8 protein-coding genes are annotated in these 16,081 nt (G+C 64.6%); all 8 read right to left on the minus strand.

The features are described from left to right. Positions 1–219 precede the first annotated feature (219 nt). Entirely contained in the window at positions 220–993 is a 774-nt protein-coding gene (locus tag HU760_RS16395; RefSeq protein ID WP_186678334.1) for an enoyl-CoA hydratase, read from the minus strand. Between the two features lie 13 nt (positions 994–1,006). Continuing rightward, positions 1,007–2,134, minus strand: a complete 1,128-nt coding sequence (locus HU760_RS16400; protein WP_186678350.1) for an acyl-CoA dehydrogenase — start codon at positions 2,132–2,134, stop codon at positions 1,007–1,009. An 8-nt stretch (positions 2,135–2,142) separates the two neighbouring features. Then, entirely contained in the window at positions 2,143–3,336 is a 1,194-nt protein-coding gene (locus HU760_RS16405; RefSeq protein ID WP_186678352.1) for an acetyl-CoA C-acyltransferase, read from the minus strand. An 11-nt stretch (positions 3,337–3,347) separates the two neighbouring features. Next, a complete protein-coding gene (locus tag HU760_RS16410; protein ID WP_186678366.1) occupies positions 3,348–4,115 on the minus strand; it encodes an SDR family NAD(P)-dependent oxidoreductase in 768 nt (255 codons plus the stop codon). Positions 4,116–4,128: 13 nt separating this feature from the next. Continuing rightward, on the minus strand, positions 4,129–5,775 hold the full coding sequence (locus HU760_RS16415; RefSeq protein ID WP_186678369.1) for an acyl-CoA synthetase: 1,647 nt from the start codon (positions 5,773–5,775) through the stop codon (positions 4,129–4,131). Positions 5,776–5,896: 121 nt separating this feature from the next. After that, positions 5,897–10,327 carry a dermonecrotic toxin domain-containing protein gene (locus HU760_RS16420; protein ID WP_186678372.1) on the minus strand — a complete coding sequence of 1,477 codons (4,431 nt, stop codon included), beginning with the start codon at positions 10,325–10,327 and terminating at the stop codon, positions 5,897–5,899. A gap of 119 nt (positions 10,328–10,446) precedes the next feature. Further along, positions 10,447–14,955 (minus strand): NEL-type E3 ubiquitin ligase domain-containing protein, encoded by a 4,509-nt coding sequence (locus tag HU760_RS16425; protein WP_186678375.1) that lies wholly within the window; start codon positions 14,953–14,955, stop codon positions 10,447–10,449. A gap of 79 nt (positions 14,956–15,034) precedes the next feature. Continuing rightward, positions 15,035–16,057, minus strand: coding sequence for an AraC family transcriptional regulator (locus tag HU760_RS16430; RefSeq protein ID WP_186678378.1), 1,023 nt, complete (start codon positions 16,055–16,057; stop codon positions 15,035–15,037). Positions 16,058–16,081 lie beyond the last annotated feature (24 nt).

Consider the following 16,081-nt stretch of genomic DNA (forward strand, 5'->3'; position numbering starts at 1 on the left):
GAGCAACTGCAATCGGGTGGGAATTTGCTTCCATTGTGCAGAATCCGCTGGTCGGTGCTAGGCAGAGTGCTGGGGGGTAGCCTGGGGAAACATGCGAGGGATTGGTTCGGGCTGCCAGGTGCTTGCCACGACATTTGCAGTGCCTGTGAGATCGAGCGCCGCGCGGGCGGCGCTCGATCTCACAGGCGAGGAACCTCTCAAGGCATGCGCCTCAAAGACTCAACGATCCTTGAACTGCGCCTCACGCTTGCCAATGAACGCAGCCATACCCTCTTTCTGGTCTTCGGTAGCAAATGCCGCATGGAACACCCGCCGCTCAAAGCGCACGCCTTCGCTGAGGGTCACTTCGAACGCCCGGTTGACGCTCTCCTTCACCATCATGCTCACCGGAATCGACTTGCCGGCAATGGTCGCCGCCACCTTCAGCGCCTCTTCCACCAGCTCCGCCTGCGGCACGATACGCGCCACCAAGCCAGCCCGCTCGGCTTCTTCAGCGCCCATCAGCCGGCCGGTCAAGCACAGTTCCATGGCCTTGGCCTTGCCTACCGCACGGGTCAGCCGCTGGGTGCCGCCCATGCCCGGCAGCACGCCGAGGTTGATTTCCGGCTGGCCGAACTTGGCGTTGTCCGCCGCCAGGATGAAGTCACACATCATCGCCAGCTCGCAGCCTCCACCCAGGGCAAAGCCGGACACCGCAGCGATGATCGGCTTGCGCCGGTTGGCAATACGGTCGGCATCGCTGAACAGGTCGTCGACGTAGATTTGCGGGTATTGCAGCTCGGCCATTTCCTTGATGTCGGCACCAGCGGCGAAGGCCTTGGCGGAACCGGTCAGCACCACGCAGCCAATGTTCGGGTCACGCTCAAGCTGGTCCAGGGCCTGGTTGATCTCGCCGACGATCTGCGCGTTCAGCGCGTTCAGCGCCTGCGGGCGGTTGAGGGTGATCAGGCCGACCTTGCCGTGGATGTCCAACAGGATGGTTTCGAATGCCATGCAGTCTGCTCCTTCAAAGATTGCGCGCAATGACCATGCGCTGAATATCGCTGGTGCCTTCGTAGATCTGGCAAACCCGAACGTCGCGGTAGATACGCTCCAGCGGGAAGTCGCTCAGATAGCCATAACCGCCCAGGGTCTGCAAGGCATCCGAACAGACCTTTTCGGCCATTTCCGAGGCAAACAGCTTGGCCATCGAGGCTTCCACCAGCGCTGGGCGCCCGGCATCGCGCAGCGCTGCGGCGTGCAGCACCATCTGCCGAGCCACGGCAATTTTCGTTGCCATGTCGGCCAGGCGGAACGCCACGGCCTGATGTTCGATCAACGCCTTGCCGAAACTCTGCCGCTCGTTGGCATAGTCGCGCGCCACTTCGAACGCCGCGCGGGCCATGCCCACCGCTTGCGCGGCAATGCCGATACGGCCGCCTTCGAGGTTGGCCAGGGCAATCTTGTAGCCCTCACCCTCGGCGCCCAGGCGGTTGGCCACGGGCACGCGCACATTGTCGAAAACGATCTGGCAGGTGTCGGAAGCGTGCTGACCGAGCTTGTCCTCGACCCGCGCCACCTGGTAACCAGGCGAATCGGTGGGCACGATGAAGGCGCTGATACCGCGCTTGCCGGCGTCCGGGTCGGTGACAGCGAACACGATCACCACCCCGGCGTTCTGGCCAGAGGTGATGAACTGCTTGCTGCCGTTGAGTACATAGTGGTCGCCATCCAGGCGTGCACGGGACTTCAGGCTGCTGGCATCGGAGCCAGCCTGCGGTTCGGTCAGGGCGAAGGCACCAAGCATCGCGCCGCTGGCCAGAGGGGCAAGGAACTGGGCTTTCTGCTGCTCGCTGCCAAAGCGCAGGATCGGCACGCAGCCCACCGAGTTGTGCACGCTCATGATCGTCGAGCAGGCGCCATCACCGGCGGCGATTTCCTCAAGGGCCATGGCATAGGCCATATAGCCGGTGTCGCTGCCCCCCCACTGCTCCGGCACCAGCATGCCGAACAGCCCCAGCTCGGCCATCTCCGCGATGGCCTCCCTGGGGAAGCGGTGTTCCTTGTCCCATTGCTCGGCAAACGGCTTCAGGCGCTCCTGGGCAAAGGCGCGCACCGCGTCGGCGATCTGTTGTTGCTCGTCAGTTACCAGCATGCTTCACCTCAGTACAGGCATTCGACAGCCATGGCCGTGGCTTCGCCACCGCCGATGCAGATGGCCGCCACGCCACGGCGCAGGTTGTTCTGGCGCAGGGCCGACAGCAGGGTCACCAGGATGCGTGCGCCGGAAGCGCCGATCGGATGGCCGAGGGCGCACGCACCGCCATGGATGTTGACCTTGTCATGTGGCAGGTCAAGGTGCTTCATGGCCGCCAGGGTCACCACGGCGAAGGCCTCGTTGATCTCGAACAGGTCAACCTCGGCCAGGCTCCAGCCGGTGCGCTTCATCAGTTTGTCGATGGCGCCGATCGGCGCGGTCGGGAACAGCGCCGGGGTGTCGGCGAAGGCGGCGTGGCCGTGGATCACCGCCAGCGGCTTGAGGCCGCGCTTGTCGGCTTCGGAGCGGCGCATCAGCACCAGCGCCGCGGCACCGTCGGAAATCGAACTGGAGTTGGCGGCGGTCACCGTGCCACCTTCGCGGAAGGCCGGCTTGAGCTGCGGGATCTTGTCCAGGCGCGCCTTGGGCGGCTGTTCGTCATCCTTGATGACGCGTTTTTCCTTGCCCTCGGTGACTTCCACCGGGACGATCTCGGCGGCGAAACGGCCGTTGCTGATCGCCGCCTGGGCACGGGTCAGCGAGGCAATGGCGAACTGGTCCTGAGCCTCTCGGCTGAAGGCATTGGCCTGGGCGCAGTCTTCGGCGAAGGTGCCCATCAGCCGGCCCTTGTCGTAGGCGTCTTCCAGGCCGTCCATGAACATATGGTCGATGATCCGGCCGTGGCCCATGCGGTAACCGCCACGGGCCTTGTCCAGCAGGTAGGGGGCGTTGGTCATGCTTTCCATGCCTCCGGCCACTACCACATCGGCGGTGCCGGCCAGCAGCAGGTCATGGGCCATGATCGCTGCCTGCATGCCCGAACCGCACATCTTGTTCAGGGTGGTGCAGGTGGTGTGCTTGTCCAGCCCGGCCCCCAGCGCAGCCTGGCGGGCCGGCGCCTGGCCCTGGCCAGCCGGCAGCACGCAGCCGAACAGCACCTGTTCGACACTGGCAGCATCGATACCGGCGCGCTCCACGGCGCCACGGATGGCCGCGCTGCCCAGTTGCGGTGCAGTCAGGCTCTTGAGGTCGCCCTGCAGGCCGCCCATGGGCGTGCGCACAGCGCTGACGATTACGATCGGGTCGTTGGCGAGGGTCATGTTCGTTCTCCTTACTTGGCAGCCATGCGCAGTGCACCGTCGAGGCGGATCACCTCGCCGTTGAGCATGCTGTTCTCGATGATGTGACGGGCCAGCGCGGCATATTCCTGCGGGCGGCCCAGACGTGGCGGGAACGGCACGCCGGCCGCCAGCGAGGCACGCACTTCCTCGCTCATGCCGGCCATCATCGGCGTTTCGAAGATGCCAGGGGCGATGGTCATCACCCGGATGCCGAAGCGCGCCAGTTCGCGGGCAGCCGGCAAGGTCAGGCTGGCGATGGCGCCCTTGGAGGCCGCATAGGCGGCCTGGCCGATCTGGCCGTCATAGGCTGCGATCGAGGCGGTGTTGATGATCACGCCGCGCTCGCCGTGCTCATCGGCTGCCCCTTCGGCCATGGCCGCAGCGGCCAGGCGCAACAGGTTGAAGCTGCCGATCAGATTGACGTTGATGACCTTGGCGAAACTGGCCAGACCATGCGGGCCCTGTTTGCCCAACACTTTCTCGGCACCGACGATGCCGGCGCAGTTGACCAGGCCGTGCAGGCTGCCAAAGGCGCTGACAGCTGCATCGACCGCCGCCTGGGCGGCCGGCTCGTCGCTGATGTCGGCCACCGCGAAGCGGGCATTGTCACCCAGTTCGCGGGCCTTGGCCTCGACGGCCTGGGCATTGAGGTCGACCAGCATGACTTTGGCGCCGGCCTCGACCAGCATCTGCGCGGTGGCGGCACCCAGCCCGGAGGCGGCGCCGCTGACGATGAAGTGTTTGTTGGCTATTTGCATGTTCGGTTTCCTTTCAGGCGCTGGCAGGGGTGGCCTGTTGCGCTTGTTGTTTGGCGACTTCCTGATTGCGCAGGATGAAGCGTTGCAGCTTGCCGCTCGGGGTCTTGGGCAGCTCGCTGACGAATTCGATTTCCCGTGGGTAAGCATGGGCGTACAGGCGCTGGCGCACGTGCTGGCGCAAGGCCTCTTCAAGCTCGGCGCTGCCTTGGTAACCACTGGCCAATACCACGAAGGCCTTGATCAGCTCGGTGCGCTCCGGGTCCGGTTTGCCAATCACCGCCGCTTCGATCACCGCCGGGTGCTCGATCAGCGCGCTCTCCACGTCGAACGGGCCAACCCGGTAGCCGGAGGTCGTGATCACATCGTCGCTGCGGCCGACGAAGCTGATGCTGCCGTCCTGGTTCAGCTCGACGGTATCGCCGCTGAGGTAGTACTTGCCGACGAAGGCTTTGGTCGGCAGGCCGTGATAGCCGGCGAACCAGCACAGTGGCGACTGCTCGCGGTCGACCGCGAGGATGCCCGGCTGGCCGGCTGGCAGTTCGTTGCCCTGCTGGTCCAGCACCACGATGCGGTGGCCGGGGATGGCAAAGCCGGCCGAGCCGAGGTGTACCGGGTGCTGCAGGCCATGGTGGTTGCACAGCACCATACCCAGTTCGGTCTGCCCGTAGTGGTCATGGATGGTCACACCCAGTTCGTCGGCGAACCAGCGGATCACTTCCGGGTTGAGCGGTTCGCCGGCACTGCTGACCACCCGCAGACGACCCTTGATCGGTGCCGAGAAGTCGTCCCCGGCGGCAATCAGCAGGCGGTACGCTGTGGGCGAGCCGGCCAGGTTGGTGATGCCCAGCTTGTCGATCACCCGCGCGCAGCTTTCAACACTGAACGGGCCATCGTAGAAGGTGGTGGCATGGCCCAGCGACAGCGGGCCAGTGACCGCGTAATACAGGCCATAGGCCCACCCCGGGTCGGCCAGGTTCCAGAAATGGTCTTCGGGACGCAGGTCGATGGCATCGCGCATGTAGCCCTGGAACGCGACGATGGCACGCAGCGGCACTTCCAGCGGTTTCGCCGGGCCGGTGGTGCCGGAGGTGAACATCAGCAGGAACGGGTCGTTGCCCGAGCGCATGACCGGCTCGCATTTGCCTGCGGCATTGTCCAGGCACTGCTGGAAGTCCAGTTCGCCACTGCGGGCATTGACGGTGATGATGGTCGGGCAGGCGTGCACATCGTCCAGCTTGGCGCGGTTGTGGCTGTCGGTGACGACCACGCGGGCGTGGGACTGCTCCAGGCGGTGTCCGATGGCCTTGGGGCCGAAAGCGGTGAACAGCGGCTGGTACACCGCCCCGAGGCGCCAGGTGGCGAGGATGGTGACCAGCAGCTCAGGGGTGCGCGGCATCAGGCCGGCGACCCGGTCACCCGCACCCACGCCTTGCGCTTTGAGCACATTGGCAAAACGGGCAGCCAGTGCCTGCAACTGATCGAAGCTCAACCGCGCGCTGTTGCCCTCGCGGTCTTCCCAGACCAGTGCGGTCTTGCCCTCACCGGCATGGCGGTCGCAACATTCGACACAGGCATTGAGGGCTTCGAGGTTGCCATGCAGCGCCGCCGCAGCAGCCTGGCCATGGTCGAACGCACGAGCGGCCTCGGTGTAATCGCGCATCGTCGGACTCCTGGTTTCTTGTTTTTGGAGTGAACCATCGGTCCGACGATGTTCGCGCCGCGCTGGCGTCGCGGCAATGGCCTAAGTTGTCAAACTGGATGACCGGTTTGGCCGGTGGCCGTCAGCCCGGTGCGCGCTCCAGGCTGATTACGTAGTGCCGGGTCAGCTGCAGCTGCAACGTCAGCCGATCGGTCCGCAGCTGCGCATCCAGCGCCTGTACCTGATCCAGGTACTGTGCTTCACCCAACTCATCGCGCCGTACCGCCAGGGCCGCCCGCTGCTCAGCGGCGAGTTGCTCCAGGTCATTGAGTGGCTGGGCAAAATGCTGTTGCAAAAAGCGCTGCCAGAATGCGCGCGTGCACAGGTCGGCCACTAGATTAACGAGCGTGTTCGCCCTTTCCACGGCCGCCTCCGCCGACTGCAACCGGTGTTCGCTCAACCCCACGGCGGAGGCCCTGAGGCGCATTCTGGCAGGCTGGAACGGCAACCTGAGCCTGGTGCGCAAGCGCACCCTGTAGCGCATTGCCAACGTCGCCAGTACCCCAGGCTCGGCGAAACCTTCAAGGTTTTGCCGCTCGGCCTCGACATACTCGTCAAGGCGGTCCAGGCGTTGCAAGGCGCGCCCCAACGCCAGCAACTTCGGGCCACGGGATTGAGCAGCATCGCCTGCCGCGTCACGCTCGGCATGCAGACGCAGCAGTTGGCTGAACAGGTCGATGGCACCATTGTCATCCTTTACCGCAGCGGCTGCCGCCAGTTGCACCTGGCGAGCGAATTCAACGTCTGTCTCCATGATCGACAGGCATTGCCAGCCCATGCGCAACAGATAAGCCTTGGGCCAGCTGAAGTTCGCCAGGCCCTGCAAAAACTCCAGCAGATCGAACAGGCGGGCATTTTCGTCCCGCGTGCTCAGCCGGTCCCAAAGCTCGCCACGCCCATGGCTGGCGGAGTCGGAACCGACCCACCAGGCTCGGCCGATCTCTTCCCGCGGTCCCTCCAGGAGCGGCTCCAAGGCATAGAGTTTGCCGAAATCGACCATGGTCAGGCGGTTGCCATCGATCAGGATGCGCTGGCGAAACTCCAGCGGCATGGCCAGCACGCCGTCAGGCACACCCCGCAGGAAATTGTCACGCAGGTCGGCTCGTTGCAGGAAGCCACACAGCTCGAGCCCTCTGGGCCACTCGCTGAGCCCGCAGCGGCGCAAATTCAGCTCGATCAGATGGGGCAGGTGGTGGAAGCGCATTTCATACACTCCCAGCGGGCTGTTGTAACTCAGGTCGAGATGGCTGAGCAGCGGCAACCCGTTCAATGCTTCGATGGCATGGGCATCCAGGCGAATGCGGTTATGCCCCAGGCGCAACCGACGCAGGTTGATCAGGTAGCCAAGCCCGCGCGGGCAGCGCAACAGCTGGTTGTGACTCAGGTCCAGCTCCTGCAGGTAGGTAAATGCCCGCAGAAACTCCTCGTTCACCACCCCGATGGTCGTCTCGCTCAGTACCAGGGTGGTGACGTGATAGAAATCGATAGGCGCAGGCATCACCGGCAGCGAGTCCGTTGGCAAATCATTCAGGACCAGGCGCAGCCCCTGGCGCTGGCCGTCGCTGTCGACCACCACATTGTCGCCAAGCGCCTGCCAGGCTCGCAGCAATCGTTCGGCGAACAACTGGCGCCGCGCCCGCGCTGCGTCACCCAGCGCAGCCGACACCCAGCCATTGAGCGCGCGGTTCAACTGCTCATAATCGTCCTGCAGCGCCATGAGCACATCGGCGACTGGCACATTCTGCAGCAGCCAGCGGTCCACCTGGGTTTCCAGCGAATCGCCCAGGCCCGGGAAGAATCGCTTCAGGCCGGCCCGCAGTTGTTCCCTGGGTGCAGTGGGCAGTGCCGCGCGCCCGCTGAGCAGATAGCCGACGCGGCCATCGGCAAGGCGCTGCCCGGGGTTGTACCAGCGTTCCGTCGACGCCCAGCCCAGCATGCGGGCGATTTCCTCGTGGCTGCCCAGGTGCGCCATGAGCTTCTCGCGCAGGCGCTCGGCATTGACGTTCTCGGCCAGGCCCAACCGGCCCAGCATATTGCGCGATTTCAACGCGGCCAGCACGGCCTGGAAGATGTCCGAGGAAGCAGGCGGCTGCATCGCGAGTCTTCGGCCTTGCCCGTCATACAGGGCAAAGATCCCTTGTTCACGCACCAGCACTCGCTGGTCGACCACGTCGCCAACTGGACCGATGCGCTTCAACGCCACGGCATCCGCAGCGGCATTGCTCAGCGCCAGGCTAAACGCATCAATGGCCTCGACATTCAGCAATGCCAACACCAGCATGCCCGTTTCATTGCCATATGCGCTTGGCAGATATAACCCCGCCAACGCCCTGCTCACCTTCGCCAGCGAGCACAACGACCTGGCCTGGATGGCCAAGCGTTGCGGTAACTTGCCACCGCTGACGAACTGCTGGCGGGCCTCGTGGCTTGCTCCGTCGGCCAGATCGCGCGCGTAGGGCTCAGGCAGCCCCAGCGTCATCAGCGGCTTGAGCAAAGGCTCCGTCGATTCTGGTAGGCGTGTCAGCCGAGCGAACAACAGGTCGCTTGACCTCGACCGGTCCGCAAGCACTGCGGCACGCCCTTTTTTGCTCCCCGGGCTGGCCTCGCACCAGGCCAGCAGCTGCATGTCCTGCTCGGAGACAGTGTCGCGTTCCAGATGGCGAAAGAACGTGTCGATCCGAGCATCGGCGTCGAACGCCCTGAGGGTTTCCCGCAAGGTCGCGGGGGCTCGCCGGTTTTCCACCAGCAGGCCACGCAGCTCGTCCTCATCGATGCCGGCCATGCGCAAGATCTGCTGCGCCTGCCGGCTATCGAAAGGTTGATTGCGCGGCCAAAGGGTATCGAGCATTTTCGCAGGGTCGCGCCAGCGCTGCGGCTCATCGTGCATCAGGCGCCAGCCGCGTTCGCCATTGTGCAGCACGACCGGGCCATACGCCTCTTCGCGACCGGGGTGGCGTAGACGCCAGGGGCCATCGGGGTCAGGCCGGTGAACCTCGTAGAACACTCCGTCGGCCTTTATCCAGCGGCGCTCGCCATCAGCATAGGCACCGTCCGCGCCCAAGGTGATCGTTCCAGGTGTCGAGGCAAAGACCGCCAGGTCACCGGACCACAGGCGCCCCGCCCCATTGGCGAGCCTTACCGGCTCCAGCGCCGCGACGAACGCGCTGCGCACGAAGGTGACGCCCGCCACCGTCGCGGCGGTGCCCGCCAGTATCTCGGCAACGCCCAGCATGTGCTCCAGCGCTTCGTGCTGATGGCCGCGCGACCAGTCCTGCGCGCCCTCGAAAACCTCCGAGAGGGTCTGGGCCACCAGTTGTCCAAGCAGCAAGCCGCCCACCACCGGAAGGAACAGGCCCGCGAGGTTGACCACATCGAGCCCGGCTGCCTTCCACGCCTCATGCCGTTCACGCGCCTCGGCTTCATCAGCATCGGCGGTCGGCACCAGCAACTGGCGGCCATCCTGCTTCACCCGGTTTGTCTGCTGTGCAGCCAGCGCCTGGAAAATGTCATGCTGCGGCACGCTGCCATCAAGCTCCAGGTCCGGCTGGTCATCCTCCAGGCGAGCTTGCAGCTTGTGCATGAACCCGGCACGCTGATCCAGGCCGATCAACTGGCTGAACGCCTGACGATAGGGTTCATGGCGCAGCTCGGCCACCAGCGCGCTGTTGATCGAGGCATGGCTGTCGAAGTGTCGCAACGCCTGTACCGGGTCGCTGGGCAGGTAGAGCACACCGCCCTGCGTTTGCCCATGCTTGTCGCGCAGTTGAATCCACACACCATCCGCCACTGCGCAACCGAGGGCTTCGAGCAGGCCCGGATGGCCAGTGAGGCTAGCGGATTGCCCGCCCGCGGGTTTATCCACCAGCGCTTGCAATGCCTCCTTGACCGGCTCGGTAATCTCGCCTTTCAGCGCGGCAACCTGCACGGCCAGGCGCAGCCCGGAGCGCTTGTCTTCACACAAGACACGCTGCGCCGCGGAATCGAATGTGCGCTCCAGCTCCTGCTGATAAAGGCGCCCGGCATCCAGCTTGCGGCAAGCCTCGACCAGTTCATCGGCGCCCTGCGAAAGTACCCGTTCCTGCCCCGGCGCGACCAACCCGGTTCCCAGGTAGAAATCGTTGCCGGCGGCAAAGTTGCGCATCAGGCGCAGCAAGCCGTTTTCGCGCCGTTGCCCATAAGTGGGAAACTGCGGCTCAGCGCCGAACGTAGACGAAAAACGATGAGAAACCTCCAGCCACTCCAACTGCCAGAACGCTACGCCGCCTGGCAGCGGCTCGCGCAACAAACTGGCGAATTGCCGTTCGGCGAACTGCTGTGGTGACGGCAGCGCCAGGGTGATCCCGCGCAACCGGGCCTGGGTGGCATGATGGGCTTCCAGGCTTTGGCGCAAAGTGCGGATCTGGCTCTGCGAGGCTTGTTTGAGCCAGGCAGGCAACCGGTCACCGATGAAACCGTCGTGCAAGTGGCTGGAAGACGCAGAAGCAGGCTGTCGTGCGTGTGGTTCATGGGTCATGGCAGGTCTCTGGACGGCTGTGGAGAGCCACGCATGGTGTGCAACTTGCCGGTGCTTGCGCAGAGGGAACCCCTGCAGTAGAAGCGGGGCGGCACGCCCATGCCGCCCGTGAGGCACCGTCACTGGGCCTCTGGCGCCATGATCGCTTCGCGCGTGAGGCGCTGGGCGAGCCTGGCCAGGGCATGCTCGCGCTCATCGCGCAGGGCATTGCTCATGTTCCAGTACTCGTCACTGGTCAAGGTTTCCCTTTGCTCATCCAATGCCTCCAGCCGAAGGGTGAATTGCGTTTCCAGGTCTTCGAAGGCGTCCGGATGCTCTGCCCGCAGTACCGGCAACCAGAAATCACGCTCACTGATGAACACGATGCGTTGCTCGCCCGCCTCCACCTCCAGCACTTCCTTGCAGGCCTCCTCCAGTTGCAGCTGCGACACGTTGGCCAACCTGCGAAATTGCATATGGCGAGGTTGGCCCAACAGGTCCAGACGCTCGGCCAAGCCGCTGAGGTAGGCAAGATTGACCTCTATCTCCTCTTCATCGTGGTTCCCCCGCCCCCAGCGTCCATCCTGGTAGCGAGCGTCGATTTCGCGTCGGGCGATTTTCTCTATCCAGTGCACGCGAAACAGCCGCTTGGCCAACTGCAGGCGTGCCGCGCGTGTCGAGATCGGGTCGCCCCCACGGGTGGCTTGCTCGACATGCATGCGCACCTCAAGGCGGCTGAACAAAGAGGAGACGCTGTCCACGCAGGTGGTAGGTTCCGCTGCCAGGTCAAACAGCGCCCTGCGCGTGGCGGTATCGGCATGAGCCGCATCCAGCATCGCCCATACCCTGAACCTGAGTTCGTCCGGCGCCTTGCTGAATTCGGCCGTGGCCGTCAGTTGCCGAAGCAACTCGAAGAACGCCAAGCTGCCAGGCTCGGCATTCAGTGCATCCCATTTCCCTTCCTGCTCCTGGCGCGCCGCTGGGTCCAGGGTCTGCAGCCATTCTTCCCGGGCCGAGCCGTGCCGTTGCGGGCGGGGCGTGGTCAGCAAGCGTTCGGTGCCATACAGGCGGTCGAGATCCTGCACTGGCAGCGCATTGCCCTCCAGATGCATGGCACGGCGCAACTGCAACGGGGCCCGGAACAAGGCTGCCGGCAACTCGGCTATCTGGTTGTTGCGAAGGTCGGCGAACACCAGCAGAGCACACCATTCCAGGCCCGTGGGCAACGCCGTCATCTGTGCGCGGTTCAAGCGCAGAATCCGCAGGCTGGGCAACTGGTCGAAGTGGAGCCTGATGTCGCCGAGTTCATTGTCACTCAGGTCCAGTGAACGCAAGAGCGTCAGGCCAGTCAGCACATTGGCCTGCGGCTCCGATATACGAATACGATTGCGCGGCATCAGCAACTGGCGCAAGGCGGTCAGCCGCTCCAGCCCCTCAGGCAGCGCGCGCAAGGCATTGTCGCTCAGGTCCAGGCACAGCAGATGAGGAAAGCAGGCGAGGAAACCCGACGGGATGGCGTCCAGACCGAGCGCTGACAGGGTCAACTCCGACACGTGCGAGAAGTCCGTCCCGACCGGCAACACCGGCAGGCTGCCCACCGGCACGGCCACGATGCTCAGGCCGAGCATCGCATCATTGCTGATAGCCCCGGCAGAGCGGTCGCTACGCATCTGCCAGGCACGCCGCAACGAATCTGCAACTCGTCGGCGTGCGCTGCTAGCGGTGCCCGCCGCCTCTCCAACCCAAGCCAGCAAGCTGTCATCCAGGCGGCGGTATTGCTGCTCGACACGCAGCAAATTCTCGAACAGGCCACCACGCATTTCCACCAGACTCTGGACATAGCGTTCGACGCCGACATCACCGATACCAGGATACAAGGCGCGCACCCGCTGCCGCACCACACGCTGCGGCGAGCCGATGCACGACTGGCAGCCACCCAGTGGATAGCCCATTCGGCCATCGGCCAAACGCTGCATGGGCGATGCCATGGGCCTTGCCTCCCGCCAACCGAGCAGGCGCAGCAAAGCCTGCCGGTCACCGGGTAGCCAGGCCTGGACCTGCTTGCGGATCCTGGCCGGTGCATCAGCGCCCTCCCACCCCTGTCGAACCCGGTACTCCACGGGCAGGCAAGCGGCCAGCACTTCGAACAGCCCCTGGGGCGCGGCCACCTCGCGCTCATCCGGCAAGCCTCTGCCGTTGTAGAGCTGGAACTGCCCCTTGCGCCTGACCAGCACCACTGCCTGCTCAAGATCGGTCTCGGCGAACAGCCGTTCCATCGCCGCTCCGGCATACGGGTCACGGCGCAATAGCAGGTTGAACCTGGCAGCACCGGGACCATGCCGACGCAGCAGGGCAAAGCACAGCGCCACCACTTCCGGCCGGTAACTGCCTTGCAGGTACAACGCTTCGCGCATGCGGGTCAGGCGCGCCAACTGCAGGGCCACCCGCGCCTGTTCGGCCAACGCCAGCGGCAAGCGAGACTCTGCCTGCATGCGCCTGCGCACAGCCTCGGTGGCCTGCTCCAGCACATCCAGGGCATAGGCGTCTGGCAGCGTCGGGAAGTCTCGCTGAATCAATCCCAGCAGCGGGTCGTCGGCCAGGTGGAGCCTGGAGAAATGCTCGAGTATCTCCTCCTGCAACTCAATTGCCGCATCGCGGATCGACAACGCCTGTTCCTCTACGCTTTCACCCCGCAGTTGCAAGCGTTCAATGCACCATTGCCACAGCTCGGTATCGGTATCGGTCTCCCCCGCTTCCAGCCGGCTGAAAAAGGCTTGCGCGCGCGCGTCCACGGCAAAGCGCTGCAAGGTGTCGCGCAGCTGCACCGGCAAGCCTCGCCGTTCCACCAGCAGGCCGCGCAGATAGGCCTCGTCGACATCCGCAACCTTCAGCACCTGCTCCACCCGCACAGCATCCATCGCAGCCGCCGCCGGCCAAAGCCGCCCGAGCAACAGCGCGGCACCCTGCCATTCCAATGGCCGCTCATAAGCCAGCCGCCAGCCACGCGCAGAGCAGCGTTCCAGCACCGGCCCGAACGCCTCGTCACCTTCGGCATGCAGCAAGCGCCAGACGCCATTGGCGGTTTGCCTTACTCGATACAAGGCACCGTTCAATCGCCACCAATGGCGCTCACCCTCGGCGAGCAAGCCGTTGTCGAGCGCCGTCAGCTGTTCGGGTGGCGTAGTGTCCTGGTAAGGCGCCAGCTCATTGCGCCACAGCCGTTGCCGACCATCTTCGGTGATGACCGGCTCCAGGGTTTCGACGAATGCGCTGCGGACCAGCTGGGCACCGACGACCACCGCACCGGTGGTTGCCACGCTGAAGGCCACCTGAAGCAGATGCGTCAAGGCTTCATGCTGATGACCCAACTGCCAGTCACGCACGCCCTCGTAAGTCTCGGTCAACAGTTGCCTGGCCAGGTCCGTCAGCAGCAAAGCCCCGATGACCGGCACGAACAGGCCCGCCAGGTTGAGCAATACCAGGCCGGCACCCTGGAGCTCGTGCAGGCGCTGCTCCGAAGCTGCGGCATCGGCCTGAGCGGTGGGCACTGCAAGGAAACGTGCATCGGCCTTGATTCGCTGCATATGCCAGGCGGCCGTCGACGCAAACCCGCCCCCCGCTTCCAGCACCCTGCAGGGCTCCAGATCAGGCTGTGCATCCCGCAAGCGGGTGGCCAGGGCCTGCTCAAAAGTGGCGCGATCAGCCAAGGCAATGCGCCGCACAAATGCCTGTCGGTAGTCCTGGTTGCCCATCGCCGTGGCCAGGACGCGGTTCGCCTCATCCCAGTTGGCGAATGCGCGCAGGGGTTGCGCCTGATCGTCAGGGCTGTACAGGATCACTCTTTCCAAGCGCCCAGGTACCCCGAAGGGAAACGTGGGTTGGTGGCGTGAGTGCTCGATCAATGCAACAGCCAGCGCGCCATCCACCCGACAGCCAAGCACTTGCAGCGCCCCGATCTCCAGTTGCAGCGGCCCCTTGATCACGGCTGGTTCATCCTTGCATGCGATACGCAGCATCAGCAGGTCTTCCGCATCCAGCTGCTGCTTGATGGCTGCGATCTCGACCGCCACGGCCAGTTCCAGGCGCCGGTCGGTGGTCAGGGCCTTTGCAAAGTCAGGGGTCAATACCTGCGCCAGATGCCGTTGATAAGCGCTGCCGACATCCACTTCGCGGCACAGGCTGACAATCCGCTCGATGTCCTCGCTAACCACCTGCTCGGCCTGACGGGCTGCCGAAAGGGTCAAGGCGGTGCCGAGGAAGAAGGACTCGTTGGCCTTGAAATTCTGCAACAGCTTTTGCAAGGCTGGCATGCGCACGAAGTACGGTTGGTAATCTGGGATCAACCCGGCCCTCAGATCAAGCCGTGCGCGTGTTTCGCGCCACACCAGGTTGTCCAGGTCTACCTGCAGTTGCAGCTGGCGGTCCTGGCGCAAGGCCCGCTCGAAGAGCTGCTTGGCAAACCGGTCCAGAGGCTGCAGGCGATCGGCGAACCCTGCCATCTGCCGCTGGCTCGCGAGATAGGCGTTGAAACGTAGCTGCAGCCTGGCAAGCTGCTTTGGCTTGGCCGACTTCAGCCAGGCCGGCAAGCTTTGCGCGATGAAATCTTCGGCGGGGTGAAGCAACTTGGGATGCAAGGCAGGTTGGGACATCGTCGATTTCCTGGTCCAGTGATCGACTTGTCACGATGCTCGCCAGCAGCGGCGGCCGGCAGCGGGAAGGCGTGGTTCCCTAGCTGCCACTGCCACGCTTGAGGATCAGCGCCCGGTAATGCCCGGGGTTGCAGCCGAACCACTTGCGAAACGCCTTGTAGAACGAACTGCTGTCGGCAAAACCCAAGCGTTCGGCGATTGCACCCATGGCCGCGTCTTCCTGGCTCAGCCAGGCAATCGCCAGCTCACGTCGTACACTGTCCTTCAACCCTTGGTAGTTCTGCCCTTCTTCGGCCAGCCGTCGGCGCAGGGTAGAGGGCGACAGGCACAGCTGGCGCGCCAGGCTGTCGCCATCGGGCCACTGCCCCGGGTCCAGGCGCAGCAGGTCGGTGCGAATACGCCGCCCCAGGCTGGCCGGGTCACGATACTTGACCAGGATGTTGCCTGGTGCCTCGGCCAGAAAGCGCTGCAGTTCTTCTTCGCTGCGCCGCAGCGGCAGCTCGAGGCATTCGGCAGCGATGATCATGCGCGTACGCGGGCGCTCGAACTGCAGGTTTTCCGAAAACATCACCCGGTAGTCATCACAGAAAGGCGGCTCGGCACAGCGCAGATCGATGGCCAGGATCGGGATACGCCGCCCGGCCAGCCAGCAGGTCACACCGTGCACGATCATCCAGAAGGTGAAATAGGTGAAAGCACGGCGCGGTGTGTCACGCGGTTCGTTGATGACGATTTCGGCCAGGCCCTGCTGGCGCACCAGGCTTGGCTGCAGGTCCTCAAGCATCAGTGACAGGAACGCCAGCGCAGTTTCCAGGCCGGCGCCCAGGGTCGGCTGGCCCATGCTGGCACGGCACATGAAGGCCAGGCTGCCGCTGCGCAGACCGCGCGGGTCCATGGCGAAGAACTCATCGTTGCAGCGCCGCGCCAGCAGTCGCCAGAGCCGGGCATAGGACTCGGCGCTGACTCGTGCCGCCGGCAGGTGCAGCTGTTCGACGGCGATACCCGCCCGCGCCAGCAAGCCGGTATCGGGCTCGCCAGCGGGACAAGTCTGCAACAGTGCCTCGCGCACCAGTTGCATGGAAATGGTGTCTTTTTCGCTCATCGACAGTCCTGTCGGCTCAATGCC

The organism is Pseudomonas oryzicola (assembly GCF_014269185.2).
Lineage (GTDB): Bacteria > Pseudomonadota > Gammaproteobacteria > Pseudomonadales > Pseudomonadaceae > Aquipseudomonas > Aquipseudomonas oryzicola.

What these genes read in the sequence shown, in the direction of transcription:
- HU760_RS16395 (WP_186678334.1), bottom strand. Translation starts at nt 993, where the DNA reads ATGGCATTCGAAACCATCCTGTTGGACATCCACGGCAAGGTCGGCCTG.
- HU760_RS16400 (WP_186678350.1), bottom strand. Translation starts at nt 2,134, where the DNA reads ATGCTGGTAACTGACGAGCAACAACAGATCGCCGACGCGGTGCGCGCC.
- HU760_RS16405 (WP_186678352.1), bottom strand. Translation starts at nt 3,336, where the DNA reads ATGACCCTCGCCAACGACCCGATCGTAATCGTCAGCGCTGTGCGCACG.
- HU760_RS16410 (WP_186678366.1), bottom strand. Translation starts at nt 4,115, where the DNA reads ATGCAAATAGCCAACAAACACTTCATCGTCAGCGGCGCCGCCTCCGGG.
- HU760_RS16415 (WP_186678369.1), bottom strand. Translation starts at nt 5,775, where the DNA reads ATGCGCGATTACACCGAGGCCGCTCGTGCGTTCGACCATGGCCAGGCT.
- HU760_RS16420 (WP_186678372.1), bottom strand. Translation starts at nt 10,327, where the DNA reads ATGACCCATGAACCACACGCACGACAGCCTGCTTCTGCGTCTTCCAGC.
- HU760_RS16425 (WP_186678375.1), bottom strand. Translation starts at nt 14,955, where the DNA reads ATGTCCCAACCTGCCTTGCATCCCAAGTTGCTTCACCCCGCCGAAGAT.
- HU760_RS16430 (WP_186678378.1), bottom strand. Translation starts at nt 16,057, where the DNA reads ATGAGCGAAAAAGACACCATTTCCATGCAACTGGTGCGCGAGGCACTG.